Origin of the sequence: uncultured Pseudomonas sp., assembly GCF_913774235.1 — a bacterium.
Classification (GTDB): Bacteria; Pseudomonadota; Gammaproteobacteria; order Pseudomonadales; family Pseudomonadaceae; genus Chryseomonas.
The window spans coordinates 422,591-439,222 of the sequence record NZ_CAJYDW010000005.1 but is presented as its reverse complement, the minus strand read 5'-3'; the positions used below and the strand labels follow the sequence as shown (position 1 = coordinate 439,222).

General features: G+C 56.2%; 11 protein-coding genes. 7 read left to right on the top strand and 4 right to left on the bottom strand.

Translation table 11 applies throughout. The features are described 5' to 3' along the window. Positions 1–67 precede the first annotated feature (67 nt). The gene (locus QZ471_RS04440) at positions 68–484 is read left to right on the top strand and encodes an NUDIX domain-containing protein (protein WP_295461211.1); all 417 of its coding nucleotides are present in this window, start codon (positions 68–70) and stop codon (positions 482–484) included. A gap of 784 nt (positions 485–1,268) precedes the next feature. Then, positions 1,269–3,224, top strand: coding sequence for a hypothetical protein (locus tag QZ471_RS04435; protein WP_295461210.1), 1,956 nt, complete (start codon positions 1,269–1,271; stop codon positions 3,222–3,224). Positions 3,225–3,419: 195 nt separating this feature from the next. Here QZ471_RS04435 and QZ471_RS04430 read toward each other — a convergent pair whose 3' ends face one another. Then, the gene (locus QZ471_RS04430; protein WP_295461208.1) at positions 3,420–5,984 is read right to left on the bottom strand and encodes a hypothetical protein; all 2,565 of its coding nucleotides are present in this window, start codon (positions 5,982–5,984) and stop codon (positions 3,420–3,422) included. 322 nt (positions 5,985–6,306) lie between these two features. On the opposite strand from QZ471_RS04430, the gene QZ471_RS04425 reads away from it, so the two are divergent. Continuing rightward, entirely contained in the window at positions 6,307–8,322 is a 2,016-nt protein-coding gene (locus QZ471_RS04425) for a U32 family peptidase (RefSeq protein WP_295461207.1), read from the top strand. 144 nt (positions 8,323–8,466) lie between these two features. Here QZ471_RS04425 and QZ471_RS04420 read toward each other — a convergent pair whose 3' ends face one another. From QZ471_RS04420 to QZ471_RS04410, 3 genes are all read right to left on the bottom strand, one after another. Further along, positions 8,467–9,264 carry a LuxR family transcriptional regulator gene (locus QZ471_RS04420; RefSeq protein WP_295461205.1) on the bottom strand — a complete coding sequence of 266 codons (798 nt, stop codon included), beginning with the start codon at positions 9,262–9,264 and terminating at the stop codon, positions 8,467–8,469. A gap of 336 nt (positions 9,265–9,600) precedes the next feature. After that, positions 9,601–11,001 carry a cytosine permease gene (locus QZ471_RS04415; protein WP_295461203.1) on the bottom strand — a complete coding sequence of 467 codons (1,401 nt, stop codon included), beginning with the start codon at positions 10,999–11,001 and terminating at the stop codon, positions 9,601–9,603. A gap of 102 nt (positions 11,002–11,103) precedes the next feature. Then, positions 11,104–11,868, bottom strand: a complete 765-nt coding sequence (locus tag QZ471_RS04410; protein ID WP_295461201.1) for an SDR family oxidoreductase — start codon at positions 11,866–11,868, stop codon at positions 11,104–11,106. Positions 11,869–12,242: 374 nt separating this feature from the next. On the opposite strand from QZ471_RS04410, the gene QZ471_RS04405 reads away from it, so the two are divergent. From QZ471_RS04405 to QZ471_RS04390, 4 genes are all read left to right on the top strand, one after another. Then, positions 12,243–12,806, top strand: coding sequence for a DUF1993 domain-containing protein (locus tag QZ471_RS04405; RefSeq protein ID WP_295461200.1), 564 nt, complete (start codon positions 12,243–12,245; stop codon positions 12,804–12,806). A 131-nt stretch (positions 12,807–12,937) separates the two neighbouring features. Beyond that, positions 12,938–13,627, top strand: coding sequence for a BPL-N domain-containing protein (locus QZ471_RS04400; protein WP_295461462.1), 690 nt, complete (start codon positions 12,938–12,940; stop codon positions 13,625–13,627). Between the two features lie 828 nt (positions 13,628–14,455). Further along, complete coding sequence (locus tag QZ471_RS04395; RefSeq protein WP_295461199.1) at positions 14,456–16,114, top strand: methyl-accepting chemotaxis protein; 1,659 nt, start codon at positions 14,456–14,458, stop codon at positions 16,112–16,114. Then, positions 16,114–16,584, top strand: coding sequence for a chemotaxis protein CheW (locus QZ471_RS04390; RefSeq protein ID WP_295461197.1), 471 nt, complete (start codon positions 16,114–16,116; stop codon positions 16,582–16,584). The genes QZ471_RS04395 and QZ471_RS04390 overlap by 1 nt, the downstream gene beginning before the upstream one ends. The last annotated feature ends 48 nt before the right edge of the window (positions 16,585–16,632 follow it).

The window sequence follows — 16,632 nt, the reverse complement described above, 5'->3', positions numbered from 1 at the left end:
GCCTGCCCTGTCCAAGGATTCACGGCTTCGCGACCGAAAGGTCCCTCCAACCAGCGGAGTCCAGACATTGACGACCACCCTCCACATCGCAGCAGCCGTGCTGCTGAACGAGCACCAGCAACTGCTACTGGTGCGCAAGCGTGGCACCTCGGCGTTCATGCAGCCGGGAGGGAAGATCGATCGTGGAGAGCAACCGCTGGATGCCCTGGTACGGGAGCTGAACGAGGAGCTTGGTCTCGTCATCGATCCCGGAGACGCCACCTTTCTTGGCCGGTATCAGGCTCCAGCGGCCAATGAGCCTGGCTTCATGGTTGATTGCGCGTTGTATAGGGTAGCCATGAAGCCTGGAGATGAGGCGATTCCAGCGGCTGAAATTGAGGAGGCGGTGTGGGTTTCGGTGTTGGAGGCTTGTGAGTTGGAGTTGGCGCCGCTGACGCGGGAGGTGGTGTTGCCGATGGTGAAGCGTCACCCTCCATCTGACTAGGTCAGCGGCATTCCAGGCATGCTTTGTAGTCGAGATCGAAGGTCAACCAAACAGCACTTTAAAAATCCGGATGGAATCGCCCCAATCCGCAGGAGCCGCAGCTACCTAGTCTGACTGGGTGAGCGAAAGAGTCAGCAGCCACAACTGCGCGTTGCTGTAAGCAGAAGCCAGCTTGGTATGGAAGCTGGGTACAAGTCCTCAGACTTACGCCTGATTTGCGAGACTGGCGTATGATGATTGAACCGTCTGAAGACGGAAGCAGCGTATGTGGCAATTGGATTGAGCTAATTGGTGCTGCTAAGGGAATGAGGGTCGGTAGAATTTTTTCTACATAACGACATTTGGAATATTTCCATGCAAAATTGGAAGCCACCATTTAAAAGTCAGTCTTGATAGCAAGGAAAAGCATGAGCATATCGCCTTCTGAATGGATGCTCCCTGAATTTTTAGCAAAGCATCTACATCCAATTCTTAAAAAACACGACATCAAATGGCGTGGTCATGGCCACATATATCACATATATATTGACCACCAAAACTGCAACATCATGACTGCGAACATAGTACTATCCGAGCTAAGCGTTACGCTCAGTGTACCAAAAGAACCGCTTCGCAAAAGGCTCATTGAGCTTGGCTGGCTAAACGATGATCGTAGGATATCGCTTGCCCGGGACCATATACCAAAAACACTTAAAGACTGACACACGCCGTCGCCAAAAAAACTAAAAACATCAAACAAGCATCAATAAATTAATTAAAGATTGCACCTTAGCTACGAGGCCATATGCAACCGGAACATCTTGATTCAGGCGATTCTCTTTTTCTGCCCATTGCAAATGAGACCTGCGAGATACTATTAAGCGCAGAAGGAGCTCAAGCCTTAATCAAACTGACCAACCCAGAGCTAGCTGCAGTTTTAGTGATCCAGCACCTAGCAGAAAACGCGGGGAAAAGCACGCCTTATTCAATCGAAAAAATTTTAGCGAAACTAATTGCATGGTCAATTGACTCAAAAAAACCTGCAGACTCAAGCTTACTATCAGAAGCACAGAGACTATTTAGCCAAAAGAAATTGCACGCCGGATTAAATAATCTCAAAAATATAAAAATAATTCTTCTCACAAAAGAAGAGGTAGAAGAAGCAGATTATTTGGCGAGCGACGGCACATGGGATTTTAATTTCAAGATTCGTATTAAAAAGAAAAAGATCCCTTTCAGCGAGCAAATGGTTACACCACGGTTCCGCGAATTGTGGCTGAGCCCAGCCCAAGATCGGTTAGTTAGAATTTTCCGAGCAAATTTAGGCGAGGACATTCACGTACAAGGCTATGCTGGAATAGGCAAAAGTCACTTGCTGGGCGCGCTGATAGATTATTTACCACCCTATGGAACACTCTTATTAGCAAAAACCACCGAAAAGCTAGTAGCTCTTCACAAACGCATGGAGGGTCGCGGTAAGAAGCCAGGATTTACCTTTGAAGCTCTCGCAAAATCTCTTCTACCAAACAGAGATCATCCCACAAAAAATCCATCTACTAGCATACCCAACAAGGGTGTATTGGCTAAGCAACTAAATATCTTGGGCATTCAGGACTACGATGAACGCACCACTTTGGATATTTGCCTTAAGGTAATAGCCAACTACTGCTTCTCTAGTAGCCACACACTATCAAAGAGCCACCTACCCGATTTTAGACTGCCCTTATCCCACTTGGAAGCAAAAGTTCTTCTTCAGTATTCCATTACTCTTTGGTCATATATACAGTCGAATCCGGCTTGGGACAAAAAGACCGGATTCCCAGAATTAGTAATGATAAAACGCGCAGCTGTAGAAGGTTGCACTATACCAAGCCGCTACACTCACGTCCTCATTGATGAAAGCCAAGACACTCCTGACTCTCTTTTGCAAATCATCAAAAGAGGCCGACAAGTATTAATCACTCTAGGGGACGAATATCAGCAAGCAAAACATAAAATATTGACCAAAAGACGTGATATCCGGCAAAGTGAGATATCTCAATCGGTTCGATCTGGCCGTAATATTGAAAAATTCATAAACCCCTTAATAAATCGTCATTCAAAAAAAATAAAAACACCCTTCGAAGGCATTAGCGATACAGATATATGTATCAAACACTACCCACTTGACTTCGCCCCACCCGAGGGCTGCGTTATCATGACAGCCAGCTACTGGGATACATTAAAATGGGCTATTGAGCTAAGCGAAGCTCATCGCCCAATTCAAGTCGCAAATAAAGAATCCCAAGAAGATCTTATGAGCTTTATAAGCTCCGCTGTTAAATTTTTCAAACCTGACTACTACAGTCCAAATGACAATAGCAGCGAGTTACATTTTTACTTTAACGAGTTCAAAGACTGGCAGCAACTACACCACGAAAACCAGTTTGATGAATCTTTTTTGTGGGCGGAAAAAAAGTTAGAGAATGGCTTTAACGTTTCAGACGCAAATCGGATCAGAGCCAATGTAGGACAGTCTAACAAAGGGTATCTACTGATGATGGCGGAAATGGCTGGAGGAACGGAATTCGACAATATTTTATTGACGCCCGCTCTTCTCACCACTGAAAAACTAAGAAACACCGATGAATTCGACCAACGGATATGCGCCGTTTACATCGCAATATCTCGCACCAAACGCAATCTTTACATCCCTTATGACGTGATCGAGTGGGTTGAATATCACAATAATAATAAATTTCGTGAGCTGAGCGGCTTTTGAACCGTTCAAAATACAAGTACCCAACCAAGAGAGCTTGGTTTTAAGATTTAATTCCCACATAGAAAAACAAAATAAATTCTTATAGCGTGCCCTCTCAGCACCACTTTAAACAGGACAAGCGCGAACCGATTCTATATAACAACATAACAAAGGCAACCTCATAGTTACAAAACTAGAAGCTGCCGCTAACTCTCATTAGTCTTCTAAACTTTTCCCATAAACATGAGGATTACCGAACACATGCATCGCAGCCCAAGCACTTTCGACTGGATATATGCTCTTGATCCTATTATTAGCATACAGACTAGCATCTACAATATTACCCCCCAACGTCAAAAAACCAATAAACGCCGTCATCCAAGGCCCTGGAATTACAACATTCAGACTCCAAGACGGCGCAATAACTGCCTCGTAACCTGCCGATAGTAGATTCTTTGCTAAGGCCTGGAAACTTCTAGCGTAAACGTCAGAATTGACGTGCCCACCATGACAAATAAATAGTACAGCCACCTTACCGCTACCTAGGATAGAGGATGAAATATATTTTTTATCGTCACTTGGATATAACCCTGTAAATCCACCATTCTTGGATCTACCTCCATGACAAATAAATGCTTTAATATCTGTTTGACGCTCAAAATTGGGAACCATGCTTTCTGACAAAATTAATTTATACTCAGCCATGCAACTAATCAAACGACCATGAGCCAACAAAATAGCAGTATCATCGGCCTCAATAGGCGCCCAAATAGAAACTTCCGATACATCTATATGCAATGGCTTGTAACGCAGATAATTATCTAGCGACAGAGGGTTACAGATGATTCGACTAATTTCACCGTCATTTGGCTCACTAATAAAATTATGTGGAAAACAAGACATTTCTATGTCACAAAAAACAATCGTGTTTTTTTTACTTTCTGGTAAATACAATTTAGGAAGATTTTTTCGTATAGACTTGCTTTCTTCTAGCCAAATATCTTCACGTGTTATTAAAGGCCCTGTCGTAATCGGACTGTCGTTAAAACCCAATTTAGGCAAATCCTTTTCAAGCCAAACAAAAACCTGTGCTTTGGAAATATTAGGAACAATCCCGCAGGGTAAAAATTGACCATCTTCACAAATTAAATAATATAGCTTTTCGCCATCAAAACCCAACCAAACATAGCGATACTTATCGCACAATAATAACTCCCTACAAACCATCTCAAAATACTTTTCATTTCTTCCTTTAAATCCATTTAGACCAACGTCATCGCTTCGAATTATTTTCCTTTCGCCCAGGCTGTTTAACTCAAATGCCAAACTACCGTCCGACATAACACGATGTGCGAGCACAACCCCCTCAATGTCGCCGATTTCTAGGGAGCTTTCTAATAGCCTTGCAGCACTAAATTGCAACCTGTTTACCTCATAAATATGATCATTCCCGTTTCTCGTTAAATGCAACTTATCGAGCGCATCTATTATCATTTTTTTAGTGCTGCCTCGCCGAGGCAAAATTGCATCACGGATACTTTCTATTTGATTTTCGGACAAAACTGATTCAATGTGACTTTCTAGAGAAACCAAACCAAGCTTCGTATGAAACTGCTGTGGATGTAAAAACTTTAGGCTACTGATGATCGCAAGCCAAGGCACCGCTGATGCATCGCCAAATCGTAATATTTCTTCCAGATTCTCTGTAGCGAAGTCATTTGCTGCATATAGAGCCTTTTCTGAATCGCTCATTAATAGCAAATTAAGATACGCTGTATGTGTTTTTTGCCTATTATAGGGCCCAATGTATTCAAGGGACATGATCATTTCATACAAACTATCCGCCGTATCGCAATCATGTATATTTCTAAAAAAAGTAAATAGCGCACTTAAAACTCTATATTGAAAATCTTGCGGAATGCTATCCTTCAAGCTAAGACTTGCCAACAATAGCCCCCCATGGATAGATGCATCAATAGGATTCTGCTGTAAAGATGCTAAAGAAAAGCGGCAATAGTGTCCGTATTCAGGGCAACCATCCGATACCGCACAAACTATCGCTTCCTCTGCATAATCGCGAGCTATTTGATGGTAGCCGTCACGAGCAAGTCTCTCAAGTATTGCTTCGAACTGTATATATGTCTCATGCAGCACACCATTTTGTCGGCTAAGCTCGCGAGACATTCCTAAGCAGTTTCCCACGCTCGCAAGATCGCCGGGCAAGCAGCTTTCCTCAAGCGGGTTAATGGCAAGATACTCTAGCATTTCCACAACTTTTGGCAGAACCTGGCTTGATGTCCAAGGGCTTAAGTCTGGAACTTTATAATCAAGCACCCTGATTCCATTTGCTGACTGAGCCAACATGCAACGTTTGAACAATTCAAAAAAATCATTATGACTTAGATCTGTTTCCAAACTGCTTGCCGCTGGAAAAGCAGGTATTTTTATAAAATCATGAATCCCGTTCTTTATAATATTACAAAAAAACGGCAGGCAATGATGCCCTTGCAAATGCGCCAACTGTGAGAGCTCGAAATGGGAAGACCTAAAATCTTCTATCTCTAGCGAATTAAGCTTCAAAAAAAATCTTTTCAACAATTCAATAATTTCTTTAAACTCAGAAAAGCCAAAACTTTCCACACTACTAAACAATGAAGCTATTTTTTCAAGTTCACCTCTCATAAACACACCTCTTAAATAAGATAAAACCATTCCATCCATAAAAACATTATCAAACTGCACATCACTTTTGCGCATATAGAAGATAGCAAAAACAGGCATGGGCGCTAAATATTTATTATTTGTTATTTTTAAACCTACTAGATCAAACAGTAAGCTGTACCGAGAGCAGCCTGCTACTTTATGTCAGGTTCTGTACGAAAGTCATCGCGCGAGGATCAGGCGCGGCGAAAATACTTAGGAAATGAAGCTTACGAATGATAGATCAACGGGCTGCCAATTTAGGCGCTTTTCAACGAAGCATCATCGAACGCAAGCGATTTTGTACAAAACCTAATCAGTACTGAAAATGCATTCAATGATGCCCTCCTCCCCAGCTACAATACCCACCCTGCCGTGCCACGCCTGATCGAGAAGAACCGCCATGTCCCTGCCCAAGCACCATCTGGAATTGCTCAGCCCTGCCCGCGATGTCGGTATCGCGCGGGAGGCCATCCTGCATGGGGCGGATGCCGTCTATATCGGTGGGCCGAGCTTTGGCGCGCGGCACAATGCCTGCAATGAGGTCAGCGAGATCGCCGAGCTGGTTAAGTTCGCTCGCCGCTACCACGCGCGGGTGTTCACCACCATTAACACCATCCTGCATGACGACGAGCTGGAGCCGGCGCGCAAGCTCATCCACCAGCTGTACGACGCGGGCGTGGATGCGCTGATCGTGCAGGACATGGGTGTACTGGAGCTGGATATTCCGCCCATCGAGTTGCACGCCAGTACTCAGACCGACATTCGCACCCTGGGGCGGGCCAAGTTTCTCGACCAGGCCGGCTTTTCCCAGCTGGTGCTCGCTCGCGAGCTGAACCTCAAGGAAATTGCAGCCATCGCCGCCGAGACCGAGGCGGCCATCGAATTCTTCATCCATGGCGCCCTGTGCGTGGCCTTTTCCGGCCAGTGCAACATCTCCCACGCCCAGACCGGCCGCAGCGCCAACCGTGGCGACTGTTCCCAGGCCTGCCGCCTGCCCTATACCCTCAAGGACGAAAAAGGCGGGGTGATCGCCTACGAGAAACACCTGCTGTCGATGAAGGACAACAACCAGAGCGCCAACCTGCGCGCTCTGGTCGAGGCCGGGGTGCGTTCCTTCAAGATCGAGGGGCGCTACAAGGATGTGGGCTACGTGAAGAACATCACCGCCTACTATCGCCAGCTGCTCGACGAGATCCTCGAAGACCGCAGCGACCTGGCGCGCGCCTCCAGTGGCCACACCGCGCACTTCTTCGTGCCCGATCCGGACAAGACCTTCCACCGCGGCAGCACCGACTACTTCGTCACCGAGCGCAAGGTGGACATCGGCGCCTTCGATTCGCCGACCTTTACCGGGCTGCCGGTGGGTCAAGTGGAAAAGGTCAATAAGCGCGACTTCATTGCCGTCACCCAGGAGCCGCTGTCCAATGGCGACGGCCTCAATGTGCTGGTCAAGCGCGAGGTGGTGGGCTTCCGCGCCAATGTCGCCGAGCTCAAGGGTGAATTCGAGGAGGACGGCGAGAAGCGCTATCGCTATCGCGTCGAGCCCAACGAGATGCCCGAGGGGCTGTTCCGCCTGAGACCCAATCACCCGCTGTCGCGCAACCTGGACCACAACTGGCAGCAGGCGCTGCTCAAGACCAGCGCCGAGCGCCGCATCGGCGTGCGCTGGCAGGCCGAACTGCGTGAAGAGCATCTGCGCCTGACCGCCATCAGTGAAGAAGGTGTGAGCGTGACCGTCGCCCTGGACGGTCCCTTCGGTGTGGCCAACAAGCCGGAACAGGCGCTGGAGGGCCTGCGCGATCTGCTGACCCAGCTCGGCACCACCGAATACCACGCCCTGGACGTGGCCCTGGATGCGCCCCAGGCCTTCTTCGTACCTAATTCGCAGCTCAAGGCACTGCGTCGCGAGGCCATCGAGCAACTGACCGCCGCCCGCGTTGCCGCCCACCCGCGCGGCCGGCGCAAGGCCGAGACCACTCCGCCGCCGGTCTACCCCGAGGCGCACCTGTCGTTCCTCTACAACGTCTACAACCAGAAGGCTCGCGACTTCTATCATCGCCACGGCGTGCAGCTGATCGACGCCGCCTACGAGGCCCACGAAGAACTGGGCGAGGTGCCGGTGATGATCACCAAGCACTGCCTGCGCTTCTCCTTCAACCTCTGCCCCAAGCAGGCCAAGGGCGTCACCGGCGTGCGCACCAAGGTCGCGCCCATGCAGCTGGTCCACGGCGACGAGGTGCTGACCCTGAAGTTCGATTGCAAGCCCTGCGAGATGCACGTGGTCGGCAAGATGAAGGGCCACATCCTCGACCTGCCGCTGCCGGGCAGCCAGGCCGCGGCCAAGGCACTCGCCAGCATCAGCCCGGAAGACCTGCTCAAGACCATCCGCAACAAGCCGACGGGCTATAGCCACTGACGGACTGCCGGCCTGCGGACCTTCTCGCAGCTATGGCGGGCAGGTGCGGTCTTGCGGAAATAGACCGTACGAGGGTGGCGGCGCGTCTAGGCGCTGTCGCCACGCCGCGCCAGGAAATCCCGCGCCTACGCCTGCACCACCCCACTAGCGCCCGGTCTGGGCGATATAGCCGATGAACAGCCGGAACAACTCGGCATGGCTGGAGATTTCCAGACGCTGGTAGAGGTTGTGCTTGTGCACCTTCACCGTTCCCTCGGAAATACCCAGCTGGCGGGCGATGGAGGCGGTGCTGTGGCCCTGTAGCAATAGCTTGGCGATATAGCGTTGGGCCTCGGTCAGTTGTCCCAGAGCGCCGACAAAGGCGCTTTCCAGCTGGCTGTCCGCGCCCGCGGGCTCCAGCTGGCGTGGCAACTGGCGGCCGTGCTGCTCCAGGGCGGCGCTGATCAGGGGCGTCAGCCGGTGCAGGTAGGCAACCTCGATGTCGTCAAAGGCGCCATGTTCCTGCGCCTTCATCAGGGTGAACACCAAGGCGGTGCGCGCCCGCAGGTGGATGATGTAGCCGATCTCATCGATCTGGGTGCCATGGGTGGAGGAGACGCAGGGGTGAAGGTCGGGCGAGATGGCGAAGCCCGAGGAGAAGAAACTGTCCGGGGCCAACTCGCTCATCCGCCACAGGCCGCCGGGATGGCGATTCATGCTGGCGACGTAGAAAGGATCGAGCAGGTAGCCACCCCGGCTGTAGGCGTCCAGGGTGCGCGCGGCGACCTGCCCCTGGTAGCCATCGTGCAGCAGCTCGGCCGGCTGGTCGAAGCGGAACAGGTAGAGACAGCTCATGTCATAGCGGACCCTGCCATCGAACAGGTCACAGAGGGCTGGCCCCAGGTCGGCACTGCCGATGGCAGCGATCAGCCGCGCCAGGGTCGCAACGTCTTGCGTATTCATCAGGGCACTCCGGTGCGAGGGCGCCGGGAGGACGAGCGCGCTCATGCCGCTCTCGGGCGACGGGTCTCACCCTTCGTCCCAGCGAGCCGCCTGGGTTGGAGCCCTGCAACATACCAAAAACGTGCCAGCCAGGCGCCCAGGGGGAGACTCGCCTGGCATCCCCTCCCCGCTGCGTTCCAAGGGAGCGCCGCGGCCTTGCCCGCAGGGTGGGGCGCCGTTCAATCGAACGGCGTCCGCGACGATGCATCCAGGCACTTACCGGGCTGATCCCGCCTGCCCCGGTAGTGGCGCCTGGGAAAGCAGCGGCAACGCTCCGGGCTGGCCTCGCCATCCGGCTCAGGCGCGCTCCAGAGCGGTCATGGACATCTGCTGGACGCTGGCGAAGGGGGTCAAATGCAGCTGCTTGTGACGATTCGCGACGTAGTACAGCACCGCGGGCACGACGAGCGCGGGCAGCCAGGAGATGTCCGTACCGACGAGGGCGGCGATCGGCCCCTTGTAGAAGGACAGTTCCATGAAGGGGATCTGCACCACCACGGCGATAGCGTAGATCGACAGGGTATTCCAGTTGACCTTGCCGTAGATGCCATTGACGTCGTACATGGCCGCCACGCTGTAGCGGCCCTTGCGGATCCAGTAGTAGTCCGCAAGGTTAATGGCGCTCCAGGGCACCAGCACATAGACCTGGCCGATCAGGATGTCGCTGAAGTAGGCGCTGAAGTTGTATTGGGCAGCGATAGCGATCCAGGTCACGATGGCCGCGACGATGGCCATGATGACGAACTTGGTCAGCAGACTGATTCGCACCTTGCCGTTGAAGCCAGTGAAGATGGTCGTGGTGGACATGTACGAGCTGTACAGATTCATCACGTTCCATTCCAGCACCCCGACGATGATCACGCAGTACACCAGCGTCTCGTAGCCCGGGAAGAGCTTGGCGATGGCGCTACCGGGATCGGTGGTCACGTCCATGGCGGAGGCGGCCATCAGGGCGCCGAGCAGCATCAGCAGCGTGGAGCCGACGATGATGCCCAGGTAGCTGTACCAGAACGTCGACCGGGTGGAGATGCTGCTGGGCAGGTAGCGCGAGTAATCGGCCACGTAGGGCCCGAAGCCCAGCGTCCAGGACGCCGCCTGGGTCACCACCAGGCAGAAGATCGCGAACTTGAAGGTAGCTGACGACACCTCCCAGACCCCGCTCGGCAGACCGTGCTGCAGGACGGCATAGGCCGCCAGCGCGAAGACGATACTGGAGAGCGCATTCATCCAGGCACCGATGCGGTGGATCAACTCGTAGCCGACGAAACCGACGACGAGGGTGAGCACGCCGAACAGGATGATGGCGTTGTTATCCGAGACCGGCGCGACCGCCTTGATCGAATCGCGCATCACCACGCCATTGGCGGCGGTGAACAGGATGTAGGCCAGCACCACGATGGCCAGCGGCACCCCGGCACCGATCACCCCGAACTGGGCGCGACTCTGGATCATCTGCGGGATACCCAGGTGCGGCCCCTGCGCGGAATGCGCCGCCATGAACACGGAGCCGATCAGGTTGCCCAGGATCAGCCCGATGAAGGTCCAGCCCAGGTTCAGGCCGGCGACCACGCCCAGCGCCCCGATCACCATGGTGGTGACCTGCATGTTGGCGCTGCACCAGATGGTGAAGAGTCGCCTGGGCGAGCCATAGCGTTCGTGCTCGGGAATGAATTCGACGCTGCGATTCTCGATTTCCATGTGTTGCTCCTTCTCGCCAAGGTGTTCTAGGTTTTTTGGTTGGCAGTGTCAGGTGCTGGGGAGCCGCGCCTTGTTATGGGCGGGGGCGCGGTCTCGCTGCGGTCAGGCCGCGGTGTAGGCGTTATCGACGAACAGATGGGTACCGTTGACGAAGCTGGAATCGTCGCTGGCCAGGAACAGCGCGGCTGCCGCCACCTCTGCCGGATCGCAGAGGCGACCCTGCATCCCGGCCAGGGTCGCGTCGGATACCTCGGTACCGTGCTCGCGCAACAGGTCGAGTTCGCGGCGACCATGGGCGGTGCCGATGAAGCCGGGGCAGATGGCATTGCTGCGGATGTTGCGGTCGCGGAATTCCACGGCTAGCGCCCGGGCGAACATGTGGCAGGCACCCTTGGTGGTGCAATAGAGCACCTCCATCGGTGTACCGACCACGCCAGAGATCGATGAGGTGCAGATCACGCTGCCGCCCCCGGCGGCGATCATCCCCGGCAGGACGGCGCGAGACACCAGAAACATGCCCTTGACGTTGATCGCCATCAGCCGATCCCAGTCGTCCTCCCCGGTTTCCAGGAAGGGGCCGACATGGATGGTGCCGGCATGGTTCATCAGCACGGTGATCGCGCCGAAGCGCTGCTCAACCTGAGCGACGGCGGCGTGGACCTGGTCGGCCACGGAGACGTCCGCGGCCACGAAGCAGGCGCTGCCGCCCGCGGCGCGGATGCGTTCAGCAGCGGCGGCGCCGTCGCTGCTCGGCAGGTCGAGAATGGCGACCCTGGCACCTTCGCGGGCGAAGAGTTCGGCTGCCGAAAGGCCGCAGCCGCCTGCACCACCGGTGATCAAAGCGACTTTTCCTGCAAGGCGTCCCATGGTGCTTTCCTGATAGTCCGAGGCTGAGCCGATGGACGGAAAACTAAGGGGCAGCGAACCGGAGCGTCCATATGTCAGGGGATATATGGGCATTCAAGTCTTTGAATCCTAATGAAATATTCTTGAATTCAGGTCGTTAGCGAGAACCGCGGGCGGACAATCCGCGCCGAGGTATCTTCGTGGACAGCCCGACCCGAGCGTTCAGGCTGGGGGGATCGACCAGGCTAGCCAAGCCACGGCAGGTCGCAAGCGCGACGTCCCGGCCAGGCGGCCTATCCCGCAATGGCTGTCAAATGAAGGTAGCGGATGAGGCGTACGATCAGACCTTGCTCCAGCCGAGCCCGCCCGAGATCGCCACAACCTAGGACACCGCCATGACCTTCACGGATATCCTCGTCCCCACCTACACCCACATGCTCCAGGCCCTGTCGGCCTGGCTCGGCAAGGCGCAGACCCAGCGACCAGAGGGCGACGCCGAGACGCTGCTGGTAGCGCGTCTGGCACCCGACATGTTCCCCCTCGCCACCCAGATCCGCTTTGCCTGCGTCCAGGCCCAGGAAGGTCTGCTACGCCTGCACGGCCAGGCCTTTCCATCTTCGCTGACAGTGCTGCTCGACGAAGGACGCCAGGCCGCCGAGCGGCCCGGGTCTATCGCCACGGCCCAGGCCAGGATCAGCGAAACGCTCCAGGTGGTACGGAGCATGGCGGCTGAGCGGTCGCCCCTCGCCGAGGGAGCACCCGTAGAGCACGCGCTGCCGCAGGGCATGGTGTTCGATTTCTCGGCGGAGCAGTACGTCCGCGACTGGGCGCTGCCGCAGTTCTACTTCCATGTGATGACGGCCTACGCCATCTTGCGCGCCCAGGGCATCGAGCTGGGCAAGGCCGACTATGTCGCCCATGTGCTGCCCTACCTGCGCCCCGGCACCGCGCCGGTCTGATCCAACCTCAACACCCAGGTACTGCATTACGTATGCTGAAGCGCCCCTGCTGGTGACCGAAGAGTTTCCCGATGAAAGATTCCACTCGAATACGCGGTGCCCTGATCGCCGCGCTTGGCCTGGCAGGCCTGATGCGTCTCGCCTATGCCGAACCGCTGCCCACCGTAGCGGTGGCCGTCTATCGCGGGCCGGCCGGTTGTGATGACTGCTCCGAAACGGTTCGCACCGCGATCGAACACCTGGATCCCCGCTACCGGGTGGACTTCATCGGCCCGCAGGAAGCCATCGACATCACCCCCGCCACCCTGCACCGTTATGCACTCTATGTGCAGCCGGGCGGTGGCCAGGACATTCCCGCCGCGCTGAACAGCCTGGGGGATGCGCGGGCCACCGCGCTACGCGACTACGTCGCCAACGGTGGTCGCTACCTGGGACTCTGCATGGGCGCCTATCTGGCCGATGCCAACAACCTCGCGCTGATTCCCGAGGAGCTGGACTCCGAGGTGGGCCGACCCGGCTTTCCCGTGACCACCATCGACGACACCGCGGTCGCCGTTCGCTGGGCGGGGCACGATGACCACGTCTTCTACCAGGACGGCCCCTATCTGCCACCCAGTCATGCGCCTGGCTTTCACGCGCTGGCGACCTATGCCAACGGTGATATCGCCGCGGCCCGCTACGCCTTCGGCCAGGGTGTGGTCGCCCTGAGCGGACCGCACCCGGAAGCCGATGCGAGCTGGTTCGACCAGGCCGACATTCCCCGGACAGCCAGGCCCCAGACTGCCCTGTTCAAGAACCTGCTGGACGAAACCCTGCACTGAGGAGGTTCCCCTGCTGGTGAGAGGGGCAAGGTCAGTTGCCGCACGCAAGACGCTTGCTGAACGGCCCCTGGCAACCGTATCGGCACGGCGGCCTGGCATTGGCCCCGACCGGAGAAGATCGAGGTGGGTTCAAAGGCGCGCGTCATTGCCTTCATGATGAACAACTATGCACCCACTATCTGACGCGGGAAAACATAATTGATCCTCTTTTGAAAAGCCGCTTCGGTTAATTACCGAACCCCTCAAGGACGGGCCACTCCGGCTCCCGAGCACCATTAAATAGCCAACGAATAAACACTGCACAATGGACTGCACCCTATCAATCACGAAAATATTTAATAGGCTCTCTCCTGCAACTTAACCGCCTGAGAAAACTTGCGCCCCATTATCGAGCCCGGTGTATTCCTGCCCTCTGTGTCACCCCAAGTCAGCGCGCGCTGCATGCGTCAAAACCGGCGCCAAGGCTCGCCAGACGGCGCTTCGCTGAAGGAAGCGGCAGTCGCCGACGTTGGATTCCGTGATCTACCGATCTCAACTGGCAAGGGCCCAGTTTCCGTTTCGCTTAATGCTGACAGCGGCTGCTAGCGATCATCTGCCTTATCGGAAAATCGAAACGCCAGGCAACTTCCTCCCCTTACCAAGTTATCGCGAGAACCATTATCGGAATATCGCGAACGCTAACTACAGCAACTGTTTTTATTTAATGATATGGCGTTATGCCACTATAAATTTCCCTGTTTTCGCTCCGAAAGACTGACTATTGACGCCACTATCCCGTCGTCGACCTTGGCTCGCCGTTGTCGCCAGCCATTTCAGCAGGAGCTCAAGATGTTCAAGAATTTCCGGATCGGCACCCGCCTCATCGTCTCTTTCATCGCCGTCGCGGCCATCAGCCTGGTCGTCGGGGTGGTGGGCCTTAACAACAGCGGCCAGATCAACGACCTGGCGACCCAGCTTTACCAGCGTGAGTTGCTCGGGCTGTCCTACATCAAGGAGGCCAATCTCAACCTCGTCTTCATCGGCCGCGCCCGCAGCAACTACCTGCTGGCGACCTCCGATGAAGACCGCAGCCACGCCCAGGCGGAGGTCAAGCTGGGCCTCGCCAACGTGCGGGAAAACCTGGCCAAGGCTCGCCCGCTGTTCGCCAGCGAAGCCTCGGCGACCAATTTCCGTCAGATCGACGAGTTGCTCACCAGCTATACCACCCAGTTGGACAAGGCCATGGCGATCGCCAGCGATAGAGCCCTGCGCGCGGCCGATCCCGAGCTGGACGCCCAGTTGGTCAGCGTGCGCCGTTACGGCGACCAGGTCGGTACGCTGATGAGCGAGCTGTCCAAGCGCAAGGAACAGAACGCCAGCGATGCCAACGATCTTACCGACCAGCTCTATGCCCGCAGCCGGGTGATGCTGATCGGCATCATCGCCATCGGTGTGGCCTTCGGTGTGCTTCTGGGCTTCCTAATGAGTCGCAGCATCACCCGGCCGCTGCGCGCGGCCGTGGATGTCGCCGATCGCCTGGCCGCCGGTGACCTCACCCAGCGCATCCAGGCCGAAGGCCGCGACGAAACCGCCTCGCTGCTGCGCGCCATGGATGGCATGAGCCAACGCCTGGCGCAGATCATCAGTGACGTGCGCAGCGCCTCCGATGGCCTGGCCAGCGCTTCCGAAGAGATCTCGGCCACGGCCCAGAGCATCAGCCAGGCGAGCACCGAGCAGGCGGCATCCGTGGAAGAGACCAGCGCCAGCGTCGAGCAGATGTCGGCGTCCATCGCCCAGAACACCGAGAACGCCAAGGTCACCGACGGTATGGCGGGCAAGGCCAATCGCGAGGCGAACGAGGGTGGCCAGGCGGTACGCGACACCCTGGTCGCCATGAAGACCATCGCCGCCAAGATCGGCATCATCGACGACATCGCCTACCAGACCAATCTGCTGGCCCTGAACGCCGCCATCGAGGCCGCCCGTGCCGGCGAACATGGCAAGGGCTTCGCCGTGGTGGCCTCCGAGGTACGCAAGCTGGCTGAGCGCAGCCAGGTGGCCGCCCAGGAGATCAGTACCGTGGCCCAGGGCAGCGTGGCCCTGGCCGAGCGGGCCGGCGCGCTGCTGGACGCGATGGTGCCCTCCATCAGCAAGACCTCCGACCTGGTGCAGGAGATCACCTCCGCCTCGGAAGAGCAGAGTTCCGGCGTCGAGCAGATCAATAGCGCCATGCTGCAGCTGAGCCAGGTCACCCAGCAGAATGCGTCGGCCTCCGAGGAGTTGGCCGGTACCGCGGAAGAAATGAGCAGCCAGGCCGAGCAGCTCCAGCAACTGATGGAGTTCTTCACGCTGAGCAGCGCCTCGGCCACGCCGCGGACGGCAACGCCGGCACCCACCCGGTCGGGTCCGGGGCTGGCCGAACGCGCCTCGGCGCTGCTCGACGGCAGCCGCCGTGCGCCCCTGGGTGGCGTACCCGCCGGCTTCGCTCGTTTCGAGGAGCACGCCTGATGCTCTCCCGACAGTTCCTCATCTTTCAGCTAGGCGACGAGCGCTATGGGGTCAATACCGGCTGCGTGCGGGAAATCATCGAGTATGGCGCGGTCACGACGATCCCCCTGCTGCCGCCCGCGCTACGCGGCGTCATCAACCTGCGTGACGCCGCCGTGCCGGTGATGGACCTGGGCGTGCGCTTTTACGACCAGGTGACCGAGACCTCGAGGCGCAGCTGCATCGTGGTCCTGGAAACCCGGGTCCACGGCAGTCCCCAACTGTTCGGCATCGTCGTCGATGCCGTCTGCGAGGTGCTGGAGATCGCCGCCGACGACATCGAGCCGGCGCCGCGCTTCGGCGCCTCGATCCGCACCGACTATATCGCGGGCATGACCAGGCACGAGGCGGGTTTCGTCATTCTGCTCGACATGGAGCGGGTCCTGGGCGAGGACGATCACGCCCTGCTCGCCGCGGCGTCGGCGGCCTGAGCCGGCCTCATGCCAGCCCGCTGCGGATCAGCTGCAGGGGGCTGGAAA